An 18,063-nucleotide genomic window follows, 5' to 3' on the forward strand; every position below is an offset into this window, starting at 1 on the left:
AATGACGCTATTGACGTGTCAGAGGATTTCAGTGACACCTTCCGGTGGGCGGCCAATTTTGGCTTTTTCGCCGTTAAACACGATCGGGCGTTCGATCAATTTCGGCGTCGCAGCCATGGCTTTGATGAGCGCATCACCTTCCATGTCGGCGCAGCCGCCAGCTTTATACTCGTCCTCGCCCTTGCGCATCAGCGCGCGCGGGTCATCCATGCCGAGCTTCGCGAGCGCGTCTTTGATCTCTGCTTCCGATGGCGCGTCCTCAAGATACAGCCGCACGGTGGGTGCGAAGCCTTTTTCCTCCAGAATCGCCAGCGTTTGGCGGGATTTGCTGCAGCGCGGATTGTGCCAGATGGTGAGATCCATGATTGCTCCCCTTTATCTTTGAAGTTGCTTTCCGAAGGGTTTAACGATGATATGAAAGTGGGGCAAGAAATTTGGGGGATTAACATGGGCTATGCAAAACTGGCTTTTGTTTCTCTTGTTATGGGACTCTCGGCGTGCGCGGGGCATTCCAATTTCAAATGGGACGCCGAAAACAGACAAATCAAGTGCGGTCCCAATGTCGTGACGCCTACAGCCCTGTATTTGGAGCGCAAAGAAGATATCGTCAGTTATATGGCTGCCGAGGGAACATATGATCCCACATTCAAGTACCATAGACCTTCAGCCGTAGGGTATAAGCGGGAAAACGATCAACAACTTCTTCGCTATGATTTTGATATCCCAAAAGATGATGCACCACTTGGTTTTGATGGTGGTTCAGCTGTTATCATCGATGCGTGTACCAAGGAACCGGTGTCAACAGCCCTGATTGGTTGGTAATACAAAGTAAATTCTTTGTTTGGAGCGGGTGAAGGGAATCGAACCCTCGTCTTAAGCTTGGGAAGCTTCTGCTCTACCATTGAGCTACACCCGCGCGTACCATGGCTGGTGAAAACACCATTAACGACAGCTTCTCTGAAAAGCAAGAAATGATAGACTGCCGTCACATGCTTTGTCTTGACGCGTCCAAAATGGCAGCGCATCAAAGGCTCGCATGCTTTTATGCAGCTATATTCAATCCCTGAAGTAAGCACTCTCTGGAGACGACAGATGAAAAAAGGCACCGGCACAGACCGCAGCAAAACCAGCAAATGGGCACGCCAGACCCAGATGGTACGCGCGGGATCGATGCGGTCTGACTTCGGGGAAATGTCCGAGGCCATGTTCATGACATCGGCCTTCACTTATGAAACAGCCGAAGTGGCCGAAGCCCGCTTCGATGGCCGCGCCGAAGGCTTTACCTACAGCCGCCAGACCAACCCAACCGTTGCCATGTTCGAAGAGCGCATGGCGCTTCTTGAAGGCGCAGACGTGGGGCGGGCCACCGGCACCGGCATGGCGGCGATGACCGCATCCCTGATGGCCAGCCTGAAGGCAGGCGACCATGTGTTGGCCGCGCGGGCCTTGTTTGGTTCCTGCCGCTGGCTTCTTGACACCTATCTGCCCAGGTTCGGCATCGAGACCACGGTAGTGGACGGCACGGACCTTGAAGCATGGAAAGCGAACATCAAACCAAACACGAAAATCCTGTTCACCGAAACGCCAGCCAACCCGACGCTTGAGATTGTGGATATCCGCGCGCTGGCGGACCTGGCGCACGAAAACGGCGCGCTTCTGGTGGTGGATAACGTGTTCGCAACGCCTGTGTTGCAGCGCCCGATGGAACTTGGCGCCGACATCGTGGCCTATTCAACCACCAAGCATATCGACGGGCAGGGGCGTTGCCTGGGCGGTATCGTGCTCTGCAGCAAGGAATTCGACGAGGAGCATCTCTATGCCTATTACCGGCACACGGGCTGCGCCATGTCGCCCTTCAACGCGTGGGTAAACCTGAAGGGTCTGGAAACGCTTTCCCTTCGGGTGCACGGCATGTGCGACAATGCCGAGAAGCTGGCCAAAGCGATTGCCGAACGTGTGGTGGATACCCGCCATCCAGACCTGCCGAATTTCAAGCAGCAAAACCTGGCCCGCGCCCAGATGGAGCGCGGCGGCACCATGGTGGTGTTCGAGCTGCCGGGCGGGCGCGAGCAGGCCTTCACCTTCATGAACAGCCTTGAAATCGCCGATATCTCCAACAACCTTGGGGACAGCCGGTCGATCGCCACGCACCCATGGTCCACGACCCACAAGGCGCTGGCTGAGGAAGACCGGCTTGAGCTTGGCATCACGCCCGGGCTGATCCGTTTCTCGGTTGGCCTTGAGAACGGGGACGATCTGGTTCAGGATGTGATGCAGGCGCTCGACAAAGCGGGCGTGTGAGGGTCTAACAGGAGACATTATGGACAGCGATGACGATCTGATTGATGGCGTACTGACGTTTGAAGCGGAAACGGAAGGTGTGCATGTCGCTGTCCAGAGCTATTTCCTGAATGAACAGTCAGAGCCTGAAGAGGGCCAGTATGTCTGGGCCTACAGGATCAAGATCACCAACAAGAGCGATACCCCGGTCAAGCTTCTGAGCAGACACTGGATCATCACCGACGGCGTTGGCGGCATCCATGAAGTGCGCGGCGAGGGTGTTGTGGGCGAACAACCGCTCATCAGCCCCGGCGACAGTTTCATCTATACAAGCGGCACGCCGCTTTCCACGCCGTCCGGCTTCATGGGCGGTTCTTACGAGATGCGCCGCACCGACGGCCATACCTTTGATGTTGAAATTCCTGCCTTTTCGCTGGATAGTCCCCATACGTCGCTTGATATCAATTAGACATTGATATCGTTTAAGCCACAGTTGGATCAGCGGGAAACCCGGCATACATGGACCTGAGACCTGTTCTTTACACGCTTGGCGCGCTTGTTGTGTTACTGGCCGCAGGCATGATCCTGCCGACCCTGACAGATCTGGTGATGGGCAACCCCGACTGGCAAACCTTCCTGATCGCCCTGTTCCTTACAGCCGTCGTTGGCGGCATGCTAATGCTCTCCACCCGTGACAGCAGCGATACGCTGAACCTCAGGCAGGCTTTCCTTGTGACCACGCTGGCCTGGGCGGTGCTGCCGGGCTTCGCAGCGCTGCCGCTTGCCTTCTCGGAACTGGACCTCAGCTTCACCGACGCCTATTTCGAGGCCATGAGCGGGCTGACGACCACCGGGTCCACCGTCATCAGTGGGCTGGATCATGCACCGCCCGGCATTCTTCTGTGGCGGGCGCTATTGCAGTGGTTCGGCGGAATCGGGATTGTTGTGATGGCTGTCGCCGTGCTGCCGATGCTGCAGGTGGGCGGCATGCAGGTTTTCAGGACCGAAAGCTTCGAAACGGTTGAGAAGATCCTGCCGCGCGCAGCCCAGATTTCAGTTGCCATCAGCGGCATCTATGTGGCTTTCACGGCCCTTTGTATGATGCTTTACATGCTGGCAGGCATGGGCGCGTTTGACGCGCTGGCCCATTCCATGACCACCATCGCCACCGGCGGCTTTTCCACCTATGATGCCTCAATCGGCAAGTTCGACAGCTACGGCGTCGACATGATTGCCCTGGCCTTCATGATCATCGGGTCGATCCCCTTTTTGCTGTTTCTACAGCTCCTCAGGGGCAGGCCGCTCGCGCTCTGGCGGGATGAACAGACCCGGGGGTTCCTGTGGCTTGTTGCCTTTCTGTGCGCCTTTGTCACCGTGTGGTTGGTGATCTGGAAGGATTTCACCGTGGCTGAGGCCTTCCGGTATGGCAGCCTCAATATCATCTCTGTCCTCACGGGCACGGGTTATGCCTCGACGGACTATGGCCAGTGGGGCGCCTTCTCCAGCACGCTTTTCTTCTTTGTCATGTTTATTGGCGGCTGCGCCGGGTCCACCAGCTGCGGTATCAAGATTTTCCGCTTTCAGGTGCTGCTCAAGTCCATGCGAAGCTGGATCAGGCACACACTGCAGCCAAACGGCGTGTTCGTGGCGCGCTATAACGGCCGCCCGATCCCGGACGATGTGCGCGGCTCTGTTATGAGCTTCCTGATGTTCTTCATGGCCATCTTCCTGATCCTGTCGATCCTGGTCGCCAGTACAGGGACAGATATTGTCACCGCCATGTCGGCTGTGGGAACCGCGATGGCGAATGTCGGGCCCGGTATCGGCGATGTGGTTGGCCCCGCTGGCAATTTCTCCAGCCTCACGGACACAGCCAAATGGCTCCTTTCAATCGGTATGCTTATCGGGCGGCTGGAGCTGTTCTCCGTGCTCGTGCTGTTTTCCCCTGTTTTCTGGCGCGCCTGACCATTGGGCATCCGGGCGCATTATACGATTGTTCATAACTGCTCGCTTAAAATGGCGCATATGAGAGTTCTGGTTTTTACGCTTTGTCTCCTTTTCCTTGGCCCGCCGTCAGCGCACGCAGACGTTAACGCAGGCTGGGAGGCCTATCGAGCCGGGGATTACCAGAAAGCCCGAGACCTTTTTGAAGCGGCCGGTGGCGCTGAAGGCTATGCCGCTGCCTGCCGAACCGGACTGGTGCTGGGCGGCTTTTTTGAAAACGGCGAAACCCAGGTGCATACGCTGCACCGCGCGCTTGATGACTGCAATGCGGCGATTGAGCTGGATGGCGACCAACTGGACGCCCGGATCAGCTATGCCGTCGGCCTTGGGTTTGAAGGCAAGCGTTTGAAGAAGGTGAAATACGCAAAAGCATCACGCCGGAAGCTGGAAGACCTTATAGTTGTCTCAGGCGACTACGGCATCCTTCACGCCGCCCTCGGCGGCTGGCATACCACCGTGTATGAAGCCGGTTTCTTTGCCCGGCTGGCGCTCGGGGCCAAGCGCGGCATCGCGCGCCAGCAATTCGAGAAGGCCGTAACGCTTGCACCCAATGACATCGGCGTGCGGTTCGAATTCATCAAATATCTGGCCTATGGCAAGAAGGATGAGCACAAAGAAGCGCTTGAGGAAATCAAACAGGTTTCCGCCCTGCCTGCCCATGACGCCTTTGACCGGTTTCTGGTTGCTCAGGCCAGGACCATTGGCGCCATGATTGTAGCAGGGAGTGAGGACGGCCTCGAAGCCGCGCTGGAAGCCGCCACCCCGTTCGCGAGTATCCGCGATCACAAGAACCTGCCAGCCTATCCGCTAGAAACAGACTAAACCCACATCGGCCCTTTGAAACAGGCCTCGCGCAGGCAAACAAAAAAGGGCGCCAAACGGCACCCTTCCATCTCTACCCTTGGCCAGAAGCTCAGGAGAAGGTTTTCTGCCGCGCGGCCACACCGCGCTCGATCGCCGCAGCCGTCAGCCGGTCGATATCGAAATAGTGACGCATCATCTCAAGAAGGCGCAGCTCTTCCTGGCTCAGCGAGCCGTCAGATGCCGCCACTTCGCATGCCAGACCATAAATCAGGTCCATGTGGCTAGCGGGCACGGCTTCCTCGATCAGGCCAAGTACGGCATCAAGGCCTTCTTCGCTCTGGAGTAGCTCGATACAGGTGTTGGTGTCCGTGCGCAGGCGCTCGATATTATAATTCCGGAAAGCCGGCAGATAGCCAATGATCCCGGTCATCCGGTTCAGTTCGCTATCGGTCATTTCATCATCCGACGCGGACACGGTGACCATGGCGTAAACTAGCGCGGTTTCTGGACTGATTGTCGACATACATAAACTCCTCTCGTCGTGGCTAGAGAGTAGCCGACGGCACAGTCCGGACACAAGAAAAAGGTCTTGAAATCCTCAAAGTGGCAGGAAACGGCGCCACTTGGGGAAGGGCTTGGTGAATGTGGTGAAATAAGCTGCTTCTTTAGGGTCGGTCACCAAACCAAAGCGCGCCCACAGGTCCTTTATCATTTCTATCTGTCCAGCATCGGCCTGCAACAAGACCTCCCGATGAACCCCCATGCAATAAACAGCCGGATTTTCAAACCGTTTGAACAGCTCAATGCTTTCTTCCAGTTTGCCCGCCAATCCAACAAACAGGGTGGCCGTAGGCGACATCCGGTTTTGATAAAGCTGTGAGACATCCCCGAGCCGCGCTAGGATATAGGCGTAATAGAGGTAGAATTCTGTGAAAGCCCGACTTTCCATGAAATAGTCCGGGAAGGGCATGTGTTCGCGCGCTTCAATTTCTGCCATCAACGCCTGCGCCAAATCGCGCTTCATCAAGAAGGGCGTTGAGGTGGGCAGTCCTGTGGTCAGGTCGGGCTCCCCTTCATAGCCGAAATAGGCGCAGGCGCGACGGAAATGGTCCGCAAAACCAGGGTGAATTCGGTACATGTGCGACCTGAGCCTGCCATCCTCAGTGATCAGTGCGTCACTTGTCAGGGGTCGGATCAAATGGTTCTTTGCATCCAGAATCACAAAGTTTTCGGTTTCTACCAGGTTCGCGGCCAAAAGCTTGACCGCTTGCTGGGACCGCCAACCTGTTTTGCTTGTGCCCCCAGGCCACAGTTCGCGGTAATCCCACAGCCTGACCTTCGGGGCAAGCGCACCATATTCCGGCAGCACATCGCGCCGGAAAAGCCGTCCAACTGACTTGAAACAGGCATCATTCACAATGACATGAATTTTTCCGACATTCGATGGGTCGGCAAAACGGGCGAGCGAGCGAGCCTGCAGCTGCAAAAGCCTGAGATCGGCGGAAAAGACAACTGTCACGAAATCAAATCGTGTTTCGTTCATTGAACGCCCCCAAACATAATGTTTCAGGGCTTACCCTGTGTATGGGAAAAACTCAACTTCAACATTTTCTTATTCGCCGGTTTCCGGGAAGAATTCACAGATGGATTTGACAGCGTCTGCAAGGCCCACGCGCTCAATCTCCACGCCTTCCGGCAAGGCTTCAAGAAGGCGGGTTGGGGTCTGGCCGTCCAGCATGACGAACACGCCGCGGTCACCCGCGCGCCGCACCAGCCGCCCGTATGCCTGCGCCAGCTTGAGGCGCGTCAGCATTTCGTCATAACCGCGCCCGCCGAAGGCCGCGCGGCGCGCGCGGTGCAGCAGCGTGGGCCGGGGCCAAGGCACCCGATCAAACACAATCAGGCGCAAACTTTCACCCGGCACGTCCACCCCATCCCTGACTGCGTCCGTACCCAGGAGACAACTGTCCAGCTCGTCGCGGAAAATATCCACAAGGGTTGCTGTATCCACCGGGTCCACATGCTGGGCATATAAGGGGATGTCCATGCTTTCAAGCGGCCCGACAATCTGCTCATAGGTTGACCGGAGGCGGCTGATGGCCGTGAAAAGCCCGAGCGCCCCACCCTTTGACGCCATGAAGAGCGACCGGTAGGCTGACGCCACCTGCACTGGGTCATGCTTGTTAACGTCACCCACAATCAGCACTTTGGTTTGGGCCGCATAATCGAACGGCGACGGCACCCCGAGCCGCTTGGGCGCGATGGTCAGATGCTGCGCGCCCGTGCGCATATCGGCCGTGCGCCAGGCATCATCGCTTTGGGCCTTGTCGCGCAGCGTAGCAGACGTGATCACCACACCGTGGGCGTTTTCCAGCACCACATCGGCGAAGGGTTTGGTGGGGTCAATGAAATGGCGGCACAAGCCCATATCGCGCTCACGCCCGAATGCGCGGTCCAGCATCAGCCACTCAACAAATTGTTCAGGCACCGGTGCGCCGAAGCCTTCAGCCATCTGGGCCCACATCATCACCGTGTCTGCCCGAAGCTTCAGCGACCGCGCGCTGGCTTCAAGCCGTCCGCGCGACGTGCTATCGAGCACTTCAGCGTCTTCATCCAGGCGCCTTACGAGCAACACCGCAAGCGCCCCCATGGGTTTGGCGAGCTGCATCAAGGCTTCGCCCAGCGCGTGGGCGGCGTCCACAAGCCCTTCAATCGGCTCAGATGTAGTGGCTTCAAGGCCGTACGGGCCTTCATTGGCGTCCGACCGCGCCAACACTTGCGCCCGCGCAAGCATCAGGAAGGTCTCAAAACGGGTCATGGCGGCCGCGCCGGTCACGCGCCCCAGCCAATTGTCTGACGGCAAAAGGCTTGCGGCGTCCAGCACCTCTTCCAGAAGTTTCCTGGCGTCCATATCGTCGCTGATCAGTTCCTCAAGCCGGGATTTGAGACCCCGCGCCCTTGTCGTGCCACCCGACTCTTTGCCTCTCAGCCAGCGTCTGAGCTCCGCCCCTTCCATCCCGGTCAGGTGGGCGGAAAAGGCACTGTCGGCCGCTTCAAACACATGATGGCCTTCATCAAACACCAAGCGGCGCGGTAGGTCCGGGTCATCCCCGCGGGTGGCGGCCTGGGTGACCACCAGCGCATGGTTGGCCACCACAAGGTCTGCGTGCTTGGCCTTGCGCGCCGTCTTTTCGACAAAACATTTGCGGAAATGGGCGCAGGCGGAATAGAGGCATTCGCCGCGCCGGTCCGTCAGCCCCGCGATGCGCCCGGCGCCGAAGTGCGCCCCAAGCCAGCTGGGGAAATCGCCGCCGATCATGTCGCCGTCGCGGCTATAGCGCGCCCAGCGGACCACAAGCCCCATCAGGATCTTGTCCCTGTCCATGCCTTTGGATTCATTAACCCCCGCCCGCATCATCACGGCGCGCAGCGTTTCCTCAATGTTCAGAAGGCAGGCATAGTTTTCGCGGCCCTTGCGGATCACGGCTCGTTTGGCTTTCACCTTGGGGTCCGGGTAAAGCTTTGACAGTTCCTGATCCAACTGGCGCTGCAGGTTCTTGGTGTAGGTGGAGAGCCACACGGCCCCGTCGTTTTTCTGCGCCCACATGCTGGCGGGCGCAATATAGCCCAGCGTCTTGCCTGTGCCTGTGCCGGCCTCCAGAAGCTGCAGGTTCGGGCCGTCCTTGAATTCGCGCGGGCGAAAAGCGTGGGTCGCTGCGGCGGCATAGCGCTGCTGGCCTTCCCGCGTTTCAGAGCCTTCACCAAGGAGGTCTGCAAGGCGTGACTGGCTTTCATCCGCCTCCACTGGCTCGTCCCCCGGCGGGGGCGGCGGGGCACCATCTTCCCATTCCGTGAGTGCCGTCCAAACAAGGAGGCCATCTTCACGGCTGTGGTCAGGGTAGGTCTCTATCGCCTTCAGGGCGTAAGGCCCCCATGTCCAGCCTGCGCGCGCCATCATCATGGCCACCTTCGCGCCCCCGGCCCGGTAGGCATAGGTCTGGGCTTCCATGTCGACAAGCAACCGCTCGGCAATCGCCTTGACGGCCAGGCATTTATCCTCGTCCGAGTCGATATCGAGGCTGAGATGCAGGGCTTCCATCAGTCCCTGAATGGTGGGCAGGCAGTAACGCGCAGGCCTGACAAATGCGTATAGCTCCAATGCGTCAAACGCGCGGATCGGCGGCAGCCCAAGCCTGCGGGCCGCCATCACCCGGTTGACCATCAGGTGAGGTTCACGGGAAATTCGCTCTGCCGCATCCTCAAGCGAGAGGCGCTCAAACTCGCCATGACCTGAGAGAAACTGCGCACTTCGGGCCCCCACCACTGCCACAGGCAGCCTAGAGAGGTCCGCGCCTTTCATCTCCGCACTAACAACAAGGTCTTCCATGGCCCCGGAGCATAGCGAGGCAATGATCCAAAAAACAGTGAATAAGTTGCGTGATGGGAAATAAGCTATATCTTGACGGAACGCCGCAGAGAGCCTAGCTTCCGCGGCTGATTTCAACTACCAGAGAAGGTAACGATTATGACCGGTAACATTGACCTCGCCCTCGCGTCCAAAGCCTGGCCTTTCCAGGAAGCCGAGAAGCTGGTCAAACGGTACAAATCGGGCAAACCCGAGAAGGGCTATGTGCTCTTTGAAACGGGATACGGCCCATCCGGCCTGCCGCACATCGGTACCTTCGGTGAAGTTGCGCGTACGACCATGGTGATGCGCGCCTTCCAGGAAATTTCCGATATCCCGACGAAGCTGATCTGCTTTTCGGACGATATGGACGGCCTGCGCAAAGTGCCGACCAACGTGCCGAACCAGGAGCTTCTTCAGGGCGCGCTTGGCAAACCATTGACGCAGGTGCCTGACCCTTTCGGCACGCACCCAAGCTTTGGCGCGCACAATAACGCCCGCCTGCAGGCCTTCCTTGACCAGTTCGGCTTCAAGTATGACTTCTATTCGGCGACCGAATGCTACAAGTCTGGCCAATTTGATGAGACGCTTCTCAAGATCTGTCGCATGTACGACAAGGTCATCAATGTGGTGCTGCCAACCCTTGGTGAAGAGCGCCGCCAAACCTATAGCCCGTTCCTGCCGCTCTGCCCGGATACCGGTGTGGTACTGCAGGTGCCTGTGCGCGTTGAAGACCCGGAAGCAGGCATCATTTCGTTCGAGAATGAAGCCGGCAAACGATTTGAGACCGAAGTCACCGGCGGCAAGGTGAAATGCCAGTGGAAAGTGGACTGGGCCATGCGCTGGGACGCGCTGGATGTCGACTATGAAATGGCGGGCGCAGACCTGATCGAAAGCGTGAAGCTTTCATCCATCATTCGCCGCATCCTGGGTGGCCAACCGCCAGAGGGCTTTAACTATGAGCTGTTCCTGGATCAGGAAGGCAAGAAAATCTCCAAATCCAAGGGCAACGGCCTGACGATTGAAGACTGGCTGGCCTACGCAAGCCCGGAGAGCCTGTCCCTCTATATGTTCCAGGCGCCGAAGAAGGCCAAGCGGCTGTATTTTGACGTGATCCCGAAGGCGGTCGACGAATATTATACCTTTGTAAGCAAGTTCCACGAGCAGGACGAAGGCGCGCGCTACAAGAGCCCGGCATGGCACATCCATGGCGGCAACGTGCCTGAGTATGACCTGCCGGTTAGCTTCGCGCTTCTGCTGAACCTTGTGTCGGCTGCAAACGCGCACAATAAAGACACGCTTTGGGGCTTCGTCAGCCGCTACGCAGAAGGCACCAACGCCGAGAACCACCCGGAACTTGACCGCCTGATGGCCTATGCGATCCGCTACTATGACGACTTCGTCAAACCAACAAAGACCTACCGTCTGGCGGAGCCGCAGGAAAAAGCAGCCTTTGAAAGCCTGAAGCTGCGCCTTGAAGCGCTGGACCCGAACGAGCATGACGCCGAGCTGATCATGACCGAGGTTTACTCAGCGGGCAAAGACGCCCAGTTCGAGAACCTGCGCGACTGGTTTGGGGCATGTTACGAAGTGCTGCTGGGTCAAAGCCAGGGCCCGCGCATGGGCGGCTTCATCGCGCTTTACGGCATCAAAGAAACCCTGGCGCTTGTTGATAAAGCCATCGCTGGCGAGCTGATCGGCTAAAATACTGTCGCCCCGGCGCAGGCCGGGGCCTGTTCACCCAACCGGGTTCCAATTGACAGAGATACCGGCTTACGCCGGTATGACGGCTCAGACAAAAAGAAAGCCCCGCGAGAGTTGCGGGGCTTTTTCGTTCCTGGTTTCAGAGAAGGCTTAGACTTCCTGGTCCACCTTCTGCGGCTCGCCTTTTGCCACGCCCACCATGGCGGGGCGAAGCAGGCGGTCCTTGATCACATAGCCTGCGGCCACAACCTGCATCACGCTGCCGGGCGTATGCTCGCTTGTTGGCACTTCAAACATGGCCTGGTGGAACTGATGGTCGAATTTCTCGCCCACTTCAGGCTCCACCTTGCGGATACCGTGGCGCTCCAGAATGTTCAGAAGCTCGCGCTCTGTCATCTCCACACCGTCCACGAAGCCTTTGAGGTCTTCGGAAACTTCCGCAGGTGCAGCTTCAAGTGCGCGCTTCAGGTTGTCAGACACATTCAATATATCGCGGGCGAAGGCGGTCACGCCGTAGGCGCTGGCGTCCGCCTTGTCCTTCTCGGCCCGGCGGCGGACGTTTTCCGTTTCCGCCAGCGCGCGCACAAGGCGGTCTTTCAGTTCAGCGTTCTCGGACTTCAGCTGGGCGACAACATCTTCTTCTGCGCCCGTCTCTTCCCCGGCCTGCGCTTCGGCTGCAGCTTCAGCGGCTGCGGCTTCTTCCATCTGCTCTTCCGGCTTGTTGGTCTCTTGTTCGCTCATGGACTGCTCTCTTTACTCTTCATTCCGTTAAAATGCGGGGGCTGATGCATCAGAGCATCCGGCCAATCACCCGCGCGGTATAATCCACCATCGGCACAATCCGGGAATAATTCAGCCGCGTTGGGCCGATTACCCCGATCACTCCTACAATATTGTTCGCCCCGTTCATATAGGGAGAGACAACGAGAGATGAACCCGAAAGCGAAAATAAATTATTCTCGGCCCCGATAAACAGGCGCACGCCTCGCCCGTCTTTGGCGAGTTCCATCAAGCGGATCAAGTCTTTTTTGCGCTCAAGCTCGTTAAAGAGCTGGCGGATACGCTCCAGGTCCTCGGCCGCCTGCACGTTATCCAGAAGGTTGGCCTGCCCTGAGATCAGAAGCGACGCCTTGTCGTCGCCCCCGCCCCAAACGGCCAACCCTTCGGATACCACCTTGCCTGTCAGCTCATCCAGTTCCGCCTGCCGGGTCTTCAGTTCTTGCTCCACACCCCCGCGCACCTGGTCGAACGTGCGGCCCACAAGCCGGGTGCTCAGGTAATTGCCCGCCTGAATAAGCGCGGACGGCGGCAAGCCGGGCGGGATTGTGATAATGCGGTTTTCCACACTGCCGTCTTCGGCCACCATGACCACAAGCGCGCGGTCGGGGGCTATGGGTACAAACTCGATATGCTTGACCGTCAGGTCCTGCTTCGGGACCATCACGACAGACGCGCAGCGCGACAGGCCCGACAGCGCCTTGGTGGCATCTGAGAGCACATCTTCAAGCGCGCGACCCGTGGCGGAACACTGGCCTTTGATGGACGCCCGCTCCTCACGGGTCAGGTTGCCCACCTCCATCAGGCCATCGACAAAAAAGCGAAGGCCAAGGTCTGTGGGGATGCGGCCCGCGGACGTATGCGGGGAAACAAGGAGGCCTGCATCTTCCAGGTCCGCCATCACGTTCCGAACGGTGGCGGCAGACACGTCAATCCCGTCCGCCCGGCTGATGGTGCGCGAGCCGACGGGATCGCCCGAGTCCAGATATGTCTCTACAATCTGGCGGAAGATGGATTTCGATCGTTCGTTCAAAACTGCAAGTGACATGCTTTTGCCTTCTGTCCCTGCCTTCTATCCTTGGCTACAATAAAAAAGCCGGTGACACGCTTCAATCGAATAATCGGCCGAAAGGCGGCGCAGAAGCGCTTTCACCTTTGACCTAAATGGGGTGAGTGGGTAGAAGAAGCAACAGAAGAACTGCCAAAAACAAAGGATTTTCCATGCGACCCAGTGGACGCGCGGGTGACGAGCTTCGCACCCTTGAGATGACCCCCGGCTTTTCCAAGCATGCTGAAGGCAGCTGCCTGGTGAAATTTGGCCACACCCATGTGCTGGTAACCGCCACCGTTGAGGACAGCTGCCCACCGTGGCTGAGGAACACCGGCAAGGGCTGGGTGACGGCGGAATATGGCATGCTGCCGCGGTCCACCCATGGCCGGATGCCGCGGGAAGCCGCCAAAGGCAAGCAGTCGGGTCGCACGCAGGAAATCCAGCGCCTGATCGGTCGCGCGCTCAGGGCCGTTGTGGACCTCCGCAAAGTCGGCGAGCGTCAGGTGCGCGTGGACTGCGATGTGATCCAGGCTGACGGCGGCACCCGCACGGCGTCCATTTCCGGCGCCTATGTGGCCCTTCATCTGGCGTTTGAATGGATGATGCGCGAAGGGTTGATCAGTGAGATGCCGTTCACCGACAGCGTTTCCGCCATCAGCTGCGGCATCTACAAGGGCACCCCGGTGCTGGATCTGGATTATGACGAAGACAGCGCGGCGGAAACCGACGCCAATTTCGTCCTAACCGGCAAGGGCGGGATTGTAGAAATCCAGAGCACAGCAGAAGAAGAGCCGTTTTCGGAGGAAGAGTTCCTGCGCATGCTTCGCCTCGCCCGCATCGGCTGTGATCAGATCACGGCCGCACAGAAGAAGGCTCTGGGCTAACCATGGCGCGGCATTTCGAAGGCAACAAGCTGGTAATCGCCAGCCACAACAAGGGCAAGGTGCGCGAGATTGGCGAACTTCTGGCGCCTTTTGGTGTCGAGACAATCTCCGCCGGGGAGCTGGACCTCCCGGAACCCGTTGAAGACGGCCTGAGCTTCATCGCCAATGCCGAAATCAAGGCGCTGGCGGCGGCGAAAGCCTCCGGCCTGCCCGCGCTGTCGGACGACAGCGGCCTTGAAGTTCACGGCCTTGGCGGCGAACCCGGCATCTACAGCGCCCGCTGGGCCGGACCATCCAAGGATTTCAACATTGGCATGAAAGCCGTGATGGATAAGTTGGGCGACAACCCGGACCGCGGCGCCAACTTCACCTGCGCGCTGACGCTGGCGTGGCCCGACGGCCATATGGAAAGCTTTGAAGGCAAGGTCTTTGGCTCGCTCACATGGCCCATGCGCGGCGAAAAGGGCTTTGGCTATGACCCGATTTTCATCCCCGAAGGCCACGACATAACCTTCGCCGAGATGGAACCAGCGGAAAAGCATGCCATGAGCCACCGGGCTGACGCATTCAAGCAGTTGATTGATGCCTGCTTCAAGCCCGCATAAACCGCCAGCCATTGAGGCTTCAGCATACAAAGGGCCAGCCGCCATTTATGTGCACTGGCCCTTTTGCCTGAAAAAATGCCCTTACTGCGACTTCAATAGCCATGTACGCGATGAGGTGTCCCACGACCGTTGGCGCGCGGCCCTTGTGCGCGAGATCGACAGTTTTGCTGAAAAGTTCCCGGGCCTTTCTGCCAGTTCCATCTTTTTCGGGGGCGGCACCCCCAGCCTGATGGAGCCCGAGACTGTCGCCGCAGTCATTGACCGCGTAAGCCATCATTGGGGCAAAAGCGATATTGAGATCACGCTGGAGGCCAACCCATCAAGCGTGGAGGCTGGCCGCTTCCGCGCCTACCGCCAAGCAGGCGTGAACCGTTTGTCCGTGGGTATCCAGTCCCTGCGTGATGACGCGCTCCAGTTCCTCGGGCGGCTGCATAATGCGGGGGAAGCCCTCAAGGCCCTTGAAGTTGCGCGAGCCAACTTTGATCGCGTTAGCTTTGACCTGATTTATGCCCGGCCTGAACAATCACTTGAAGATTGGCGCACAGAGTTAACCGAAGCGCTCGCTTTTTCGCCCACGCACCTGTCGCTCTACCAACTGACGATTGAGGAAGGCACGGCCTTTTACCACCAGTATAAGCGCGGGCGGTTCACCCTGCCGAATGAGGACGAAGCCGCCGCGCTATATGACCTGACGCAGGAAATCACCAAAGCAGCGGGACTGCCCGCTTATGAGACCTCAAATCACGCAGCACCTGGCCAGGAAAGCCGCCATAACCTGAGTTATTGGCAAGGCGACTATTATGTGGGCATCGGCCCCGGCGCGCATGGCCGCGTGCCCGCCACCTTCAGGGGTACAGCCACAGCCCACGCCCAGATCAAACGGCCAGAAGACTGGCTCAGGTCAGTTGAAACCTTTGGGTTGGGGACAGACACGACTGAGCCGGTAAGTGCGGAAGACCGTTTCATTGAAGCCGTCATGATGGGGCTTAGGCTGCGGGCCGGCATCAATATCAAGGCCCTCGAGGCCCGGCTTGGGGTCAGCGCCAAGAGTGTGATCGATTTTGGTGTCGCAGGGGATCTGGTCGCAAGCGGCCACCTTTTCTATGACGGCGAGACATTGCGGCTAAGCGAGCAGGGCCGACCGCTCCTTAATTTCCTTCTCGGGAAACTGATTGCCTGATCGGATAGCCGAAGCTTGGGAAGGCTTTTGGCGCCGGGTCAATCACCTTGAATTCGCGTCGCGACACTTCAAGGATCGCCAGGGCGCGTTCGTTCAAGCCGTCAATATTCAGGCGGAAAAGCCCATCGACACCGACAAAACCGGTCGGACTCGTGAGCCGCGTGCCAGAAAACCGTTCTTCGCCTTCCTCCAGAGTATCACGCGACAACGCGGCCACAAGGCTCATGGCGTCATAGGCAATGGTGGCAATGCGCGGCGGCCGGGTGCCGAACATGTCCTCATAGCGGGTCATGAAAGCTTGTGGCTGCATGGGCTCGGGGGCCGCGAACCAGCCGCCATGAAGGGGAGGTTCGTCCATCAACGTCGGGTCATTCCAAAGGCCGGTGCCCAGAAGCTGCACATCATCAAGGTCAATCTCATAAAACGGCAGAAGAGGCCCAACCGTGCGCAAAAGTGCCCCGCCCTCAGGCACAAGCACCGCATCAAACCCCACGGGTTCAAGCTCTTCAGCTTTCGCCAGCCTGTTGGCGATTTCATCCGTCACATCATCGCCCAAGGCCCTGAGGGCATTGATTTCGTCGCGCAGGTTTTTTTGCCGCTGGTCATAGTTGGCAAGCGCCTTGACGGGCTCAAACACATTGTCCGGGTCGGGCGGATAGCTTTCAAGCGCCACCACCTTGCCACCGTCATAGCTGACAGCATCGCCGAAGGCTGCCCGAACGCGTTCGCCGTACCGGCCTTCCGGGATCAGCGCGCTGAAGTTCACATGCCCCTGGGTCACGGCATAATCCACAACCCGCTGCACTTCCCCTTCCGGCATGAAGCCAAGGATATAGCGCCCGGGTGCCGCCACACGGCTATCATTTGAAAAGCCAAGAACCGGAATGCCCGCTTGGCTGAAAACCTCGCCCGCAATTTGCACATTGCCCGCCAGAAGCGGCCCCAGCACAATGTCTACGCCAGCGTCAAGCACGGCGCGCGCTGCTTCTTCCGCGGCCATGCCTTCCGCCTTCGTGTCAAACGGCAACAGCGTCAGGCGTGGGTCATAGGCATCAAAGAGCGCCATAGTAGACGCGTTCAAAAGCGCCTGCCCCGTTTCCGCGAGAGGTCCCGTCAGCGGCAGGAGGATGGCGATGCGCACAGGGCGATCATCCGGTTCGGTAACGGGCAGTGCCTGTTGGTCTGCCTCGCCTTTTTGTTGGTCGGTGGACGCTTCTGAAGCAATGGGTACCGGTGCGCGTTTCACCGGCGCTTCGCCCGATGGGCCGCAGGCAGCCAGAAGACCGCAGAGCGCGACGGCCGCTGCCACTTTGAAGTCTTTCAGAAACTTACTTGCAACCATGACCAACCTTGGTGTTATCTGGGGCCGAACCTTGCCTTGTTTGCGCTGACCCTACTGATAAACAGGGCGCCTGTAAATCAGTGGCTTAGAAGGATATCAGCGACCCACCGGGAAACCGGCCGTTGGTGATGCCCTCACAACACATACTGGATCATAAAAATGGCTGAAATCGGGTCACAGAAAAAGCTGCCGGCAGGGCTTTATGTTGTCGCGACGCCGATCGGCAACCTTTCAGACATCAGCGAACGAGCGCTTGAGGTACTTTCGGGCGTGGACCATATCGCCTGCGAAGACACGCGTGTGACCGCCAAACTTTTAACCGCCAAGCTGATCAAGAAACCCCTGAGCCCCTATCACGAGCATAACGGCGCGCGCGAACGGCCGAAACTGCTGGCTCGGATCGAAGCCGGGGAGCGCATCGCGCTCGTCTCTGACGCGGGCACGCCCTTGATTTCCGATCCCGGCTACAAGCTGGTGGCCGAAGCTCAGGATGCCGGGCTTTATGTTACATCCATTCCCGGTGCCTGCGCGGCCATCACGGCGCTCACGCTCACAGGCTTGCCAACCGACCGCTTCCTTTTCATGGGGTTTCCGCCAAACAAATCGGGCGCGCGCCAAAGCTGGTTTGAGGCTGAGGCCAAAACCCAAGCCAGCCTGGTGTTCTATGAAAGCACGCGCCGGTTGCCCGATTGCCTGGCAGATGCGGCAGCCGTGCTGAGGGAACGCGAGGTCGCCGTTTGCCGGGAGCTGACCAAGAAATTTGAGGAAGTGAAGCGCGGCACGCTTGCGGATGTCGCCAAATGGTATGCCGATGAAGGTGCGCCCAAGGGGGAATGCGTGGTGGTGATCGGCCCGCCCGCCCATGTAGCGGACGCCGGAAGCGGATCTGACATGGATACCGAACATCTCCTTGAGGCTGCCCTTAAGCATATGAGCGTCAAGTCCGCCGCCGCTTTTGTGGCCGAGATCACGGGCGAAAAGAAAAAAGCCATTTACGCCCGCGCGCTTGAGCTTTCAGGCCGGTAGG

16 protein-coding genes, 1 tRNA gene and 1 pseudogene are annotated in these 18,063 nt (G+C 58.6%); 10 read left to right on the forward strand and 8 right to left on the reverse strand.

The genetic code is table 11. The features are described from left to right. Positions 1 to 18: 18 nt before the first annotated feature. On the reverse strand, positions 19 to 366 hold the full coding sequence (gene arsC, locus ACFO5Q_RS02030; RefSeq protein WP_068148100.1) for an arsenate reductase (glutaredoxin): 348 nt from the start codon (positions 364 to 366) through the stop codon (positions 19 to 21). Positions 367 to 447: 81 nt separating this feature from the next. Between arsC and ACFO5Q_RS02035 the strand changes: the two genes are divergently transcribed. After that, entirely contained in the window at positions 448 to 822 is a 375-nt protein-coding gene (locus tag ACFO5Q_RS02035) for a hypothetical protein (protein WP_068148103.1), read from the forward strand. A 20-nt stretch (positions 823 to 842) separates the two neighbouring features. On the opposite strand, the gene ACFO5Q_RS02040 is transcribed toward ACFO5Q_RS02035, so the two are convergent. Further along, a tRNA-Gly gene (locus ACFO5Q_RS02040) sits at positions 843 to 916 on the reverse strand. Positions 917 to 1,092: 176 nt separating this feature from the next. Here ACFO5Q_RS02040 and metZ point away from each other — a divergent pair. The 4 genes from metZ to ACFO5Q_RS02060 are packed head-to-tail and all read left to right on the forward strand — an operon-like array spanning position 1,093 to position 5,106. Continuing rightward, positions 1,093 to 2,301 (forward strand): O-succinylhomoserine sulfhydrylase, encoded by a 1,209-nt coding sequence (metZ, locus tag ACFO5Q_RS02045; RefSeq protein ID WP_068148105.1) that lies wholly within the window; start codon positions 1,093 to 1,095, stop codon positions 2,299 to 2,301. A 19-nt stretch (positions 2,302 to 2,320) separates the two neighbouring features. After that, positions 2,321 to 2,749 (forward strand): Co2+/Mg2+ efflux protein ApaG, encoded by a 429-nt coding sequence (gene apaG / locus ACFO5Q_RS02050; RefSeq protein WP_068148108.1) that lies wholly within the window; start codon positions 2,321 to 2,323, stop codon positions 2,747 to 2,749. Between the two features lie 50 nt (positions 2,750 to 2,799). Then, complete coding sequence (locus tag ACFO5Q_RS02055; RefSeq protein ID WP_068148111.1) at positions 2,800 to 4,245, forward strand: TrkH family potassium uptake protein; 1,446 nt, start codon at positions 2,800 to 2,802, stop codon at positions 4,243 to 4,245. A 60-nt stretch (positions 4,246 to 4,305) separates the two neighbouring features. Next, positions 4,306 to 5,106, forward strand: coding sequence for a PIN domain-containing protein (locus tag ACFO5Q_RS02060; RefSeq protein ID WP_156431967.1), 801 nt, complete (start codon positions 4,306 to 4,308; stop codon positions 5,104 to 5,106). Between the two features lie 91 nt (positions 5,107 to 5,197). On the opposite strand, the gene ACFO5Q_RS02065 is transcribed toward ACFO5Q_RS02060, so the two are convergent. The 3 genes from ACFO5Q_RS02065 to ACFO5Q_RS02075 form a co-directional block, all read right to left on the reverse strand. After that, positions 5,198 to 5,611: a tellurite resistance TerB family protein gene (locus ACFO5Q_RS02065; RefSeq protein ID WP_068148119.1), complete on the reverse strand. Its 414-nt coding sequence runs from the start codon at positions 5,609 to 5,611 to the stop codon at positions 5,198 to 5,200. Between the two features lie 75 nt (positions 5,612 to 5,686). Beyond that, complete coding sequence (locus ACFO5Q_RS02070; protein WP_068148122.1) at positions 5,687 to 6,631, reverse strand: DUF6492 family protein; 945 nt, start codon at positions 6,629 to 6,631, stop codon at positions 5,687 to 5,689. Between the two features lie 69 nt (positions 6,632 to 6,700). Further along, positions 6,701 to 9,475 carry an ATP-dependent DNA helicase gene (locus tag ACFO5Q_RS02075; protein WP_082719894.1) on the reverse strand — a complete coding sequence of 925 codons (2,775 nt, stop codon included), beginning with the start codon at positions 9,473 to 9,475 and terminating at the stop codon, positions 6,701 to 6,703. A gap of 138 nt (positions 9,476 to 9,613) precedes the next feature. On the opposite strand from ACFO5Q_RS02075, the gene ACFO5Q_RS02080 reads away from it, so the two are divergent. After that, a complete protein-coding gene (locus tag ACFO5Q_RS02080) occupies positions 9,614 to 11,197 on the forward strand; it encodes a lysine--tRNA ligase (RefSeq protein ID WP_068148124.1) in 1,584 nt (527 codons plus the stop codon). Positions 11,198 to 11,347: 150 nt separating this feature from the next. Here the strand turns inward: ACFO5Q_RS02080 and grpE are convergent, their stop codons facing one another. Together grpE and hrcA are read right to left on the reverse strand one after the other, a co-directional pair. After that, complete coding sequence (gene grpE, locus ACFO5Q_RS02085; protein WP_068148127.1) at positions 11,348 to 11,938, reverse strand: nucleotide exchange factor GrpE; 591 nt, start codon at positions 11,936 to 11,938, stop codon at positions 11,348 to 11,350. Positions 11,939 to 11,987: 49 nt separating this feature from the next. Continuing rightward, positions 11,988 to 13,022 carry a heat-inducible transcriptional repressor HrcA gene (hrcA, locus tag ACFO5Q_RS02090; RefSeq protein WP_068148130.1) on the reverse strand — a complete coding sequence of 345 codons (1,035 nt, stop codon included), beginning with the start codon at positions 13,020 to 13,022 and terminating at the stop codon, positions 11,988 to 11,990. 173 nt (positions 13,023 to 13,195) lie between these two features. Between hrcA and rph the strand changes: the two genes are divergently transcribed. From rph to hemW, 3 genes and pseudogenes are all read left to right on the forward strand, one after another. Beyond that, the gene (gene rph / locus ACFO5Q_RS02095) at positions 13,196 to 13,909 is read left to right on the forward strand and encodes a ribonuclease PH (protein WP_068148132.1); all 714 of its coding nucleotides are present in this window, start codon (positions 13,196 to 13,198) and stop codon (positions 13,907 to 13,909) included. Positions 13,910 to 13,986: 77 nt separating this feature from the next. Continuing rightward, positions 13,987 to 14,514 (forward strand): annotated as a pseudogene (gene rdgB / locus ACFO5Q_RS02100) (RdgB/HAM1 family non-canonical purine NTP pyrophosphatase); the annotation flags it as partial. Continuing rightward, on the forward strand, positions 14,492 to 15,694 hold the full coding sequence (gene hemW, locus ACFO5Q_RS02105) for a radical SAM family heme chaperone HemW (RefSeq protein ID WP_082719895.1): 1,203 nt from the start codon (positions 14,492 to 14,494) through the stop codon (positions 15,692 to 15,694). The pseudogene rdgB and the gene hemW, both read left to right, overlap by 23 nt. Here hemW and ACFO5Q_RS02110 read toward each other — a convergent pair. Further along, complete coding sequence (locus ACFO5Q_RS02110; RefSeq protein ID WP_068148141.1) at positions 15,663 to 17,036, reverse strand: penicillin-binding protein activator; 1,374 nt, start codon at positions 17,034 to 17,036, stop codon at positions 15,663 to 15,665. The two genes, hemW and ACFO5Q_RS02110, sit on opposite strands and share 32 nt — an antisense overlap. A gap of 159 nt (positions 17,037 to 17,195) precedes the next feature. Here ACFO5Q_RS02110 and rsmI point away from each other — a divergent pair, with 159 nt between their 5' ends. Next, positions 17,196 to 18,062 carry a 16S rRNA (cytidine(1402)-2'-O)-methyltransferase gene (rsmI, locus tag ACFO5Q_RS02115; protein ID WP_068148144.1) on the forward strand — a complete coding sequence of 289 codons (867 nt, stop codon included), beginning with the start codon at positions 17,196 to 17,198 and terminating at the stop codon, positions 18,060 to 18,062. Position 18,063: the final 1 nt, after the last annotated feature.

The sequence above is a fragment of the Kordiimonas lipolytica genome (genome assembly GCF_042651265.1).
Lineage (GTDB): Bacteria > Pseudomonadota > Alphaproteobacteria > Sphingomonadales > Kordiimonadaceae > Kordiimonas > Kordiimonas lipolytica.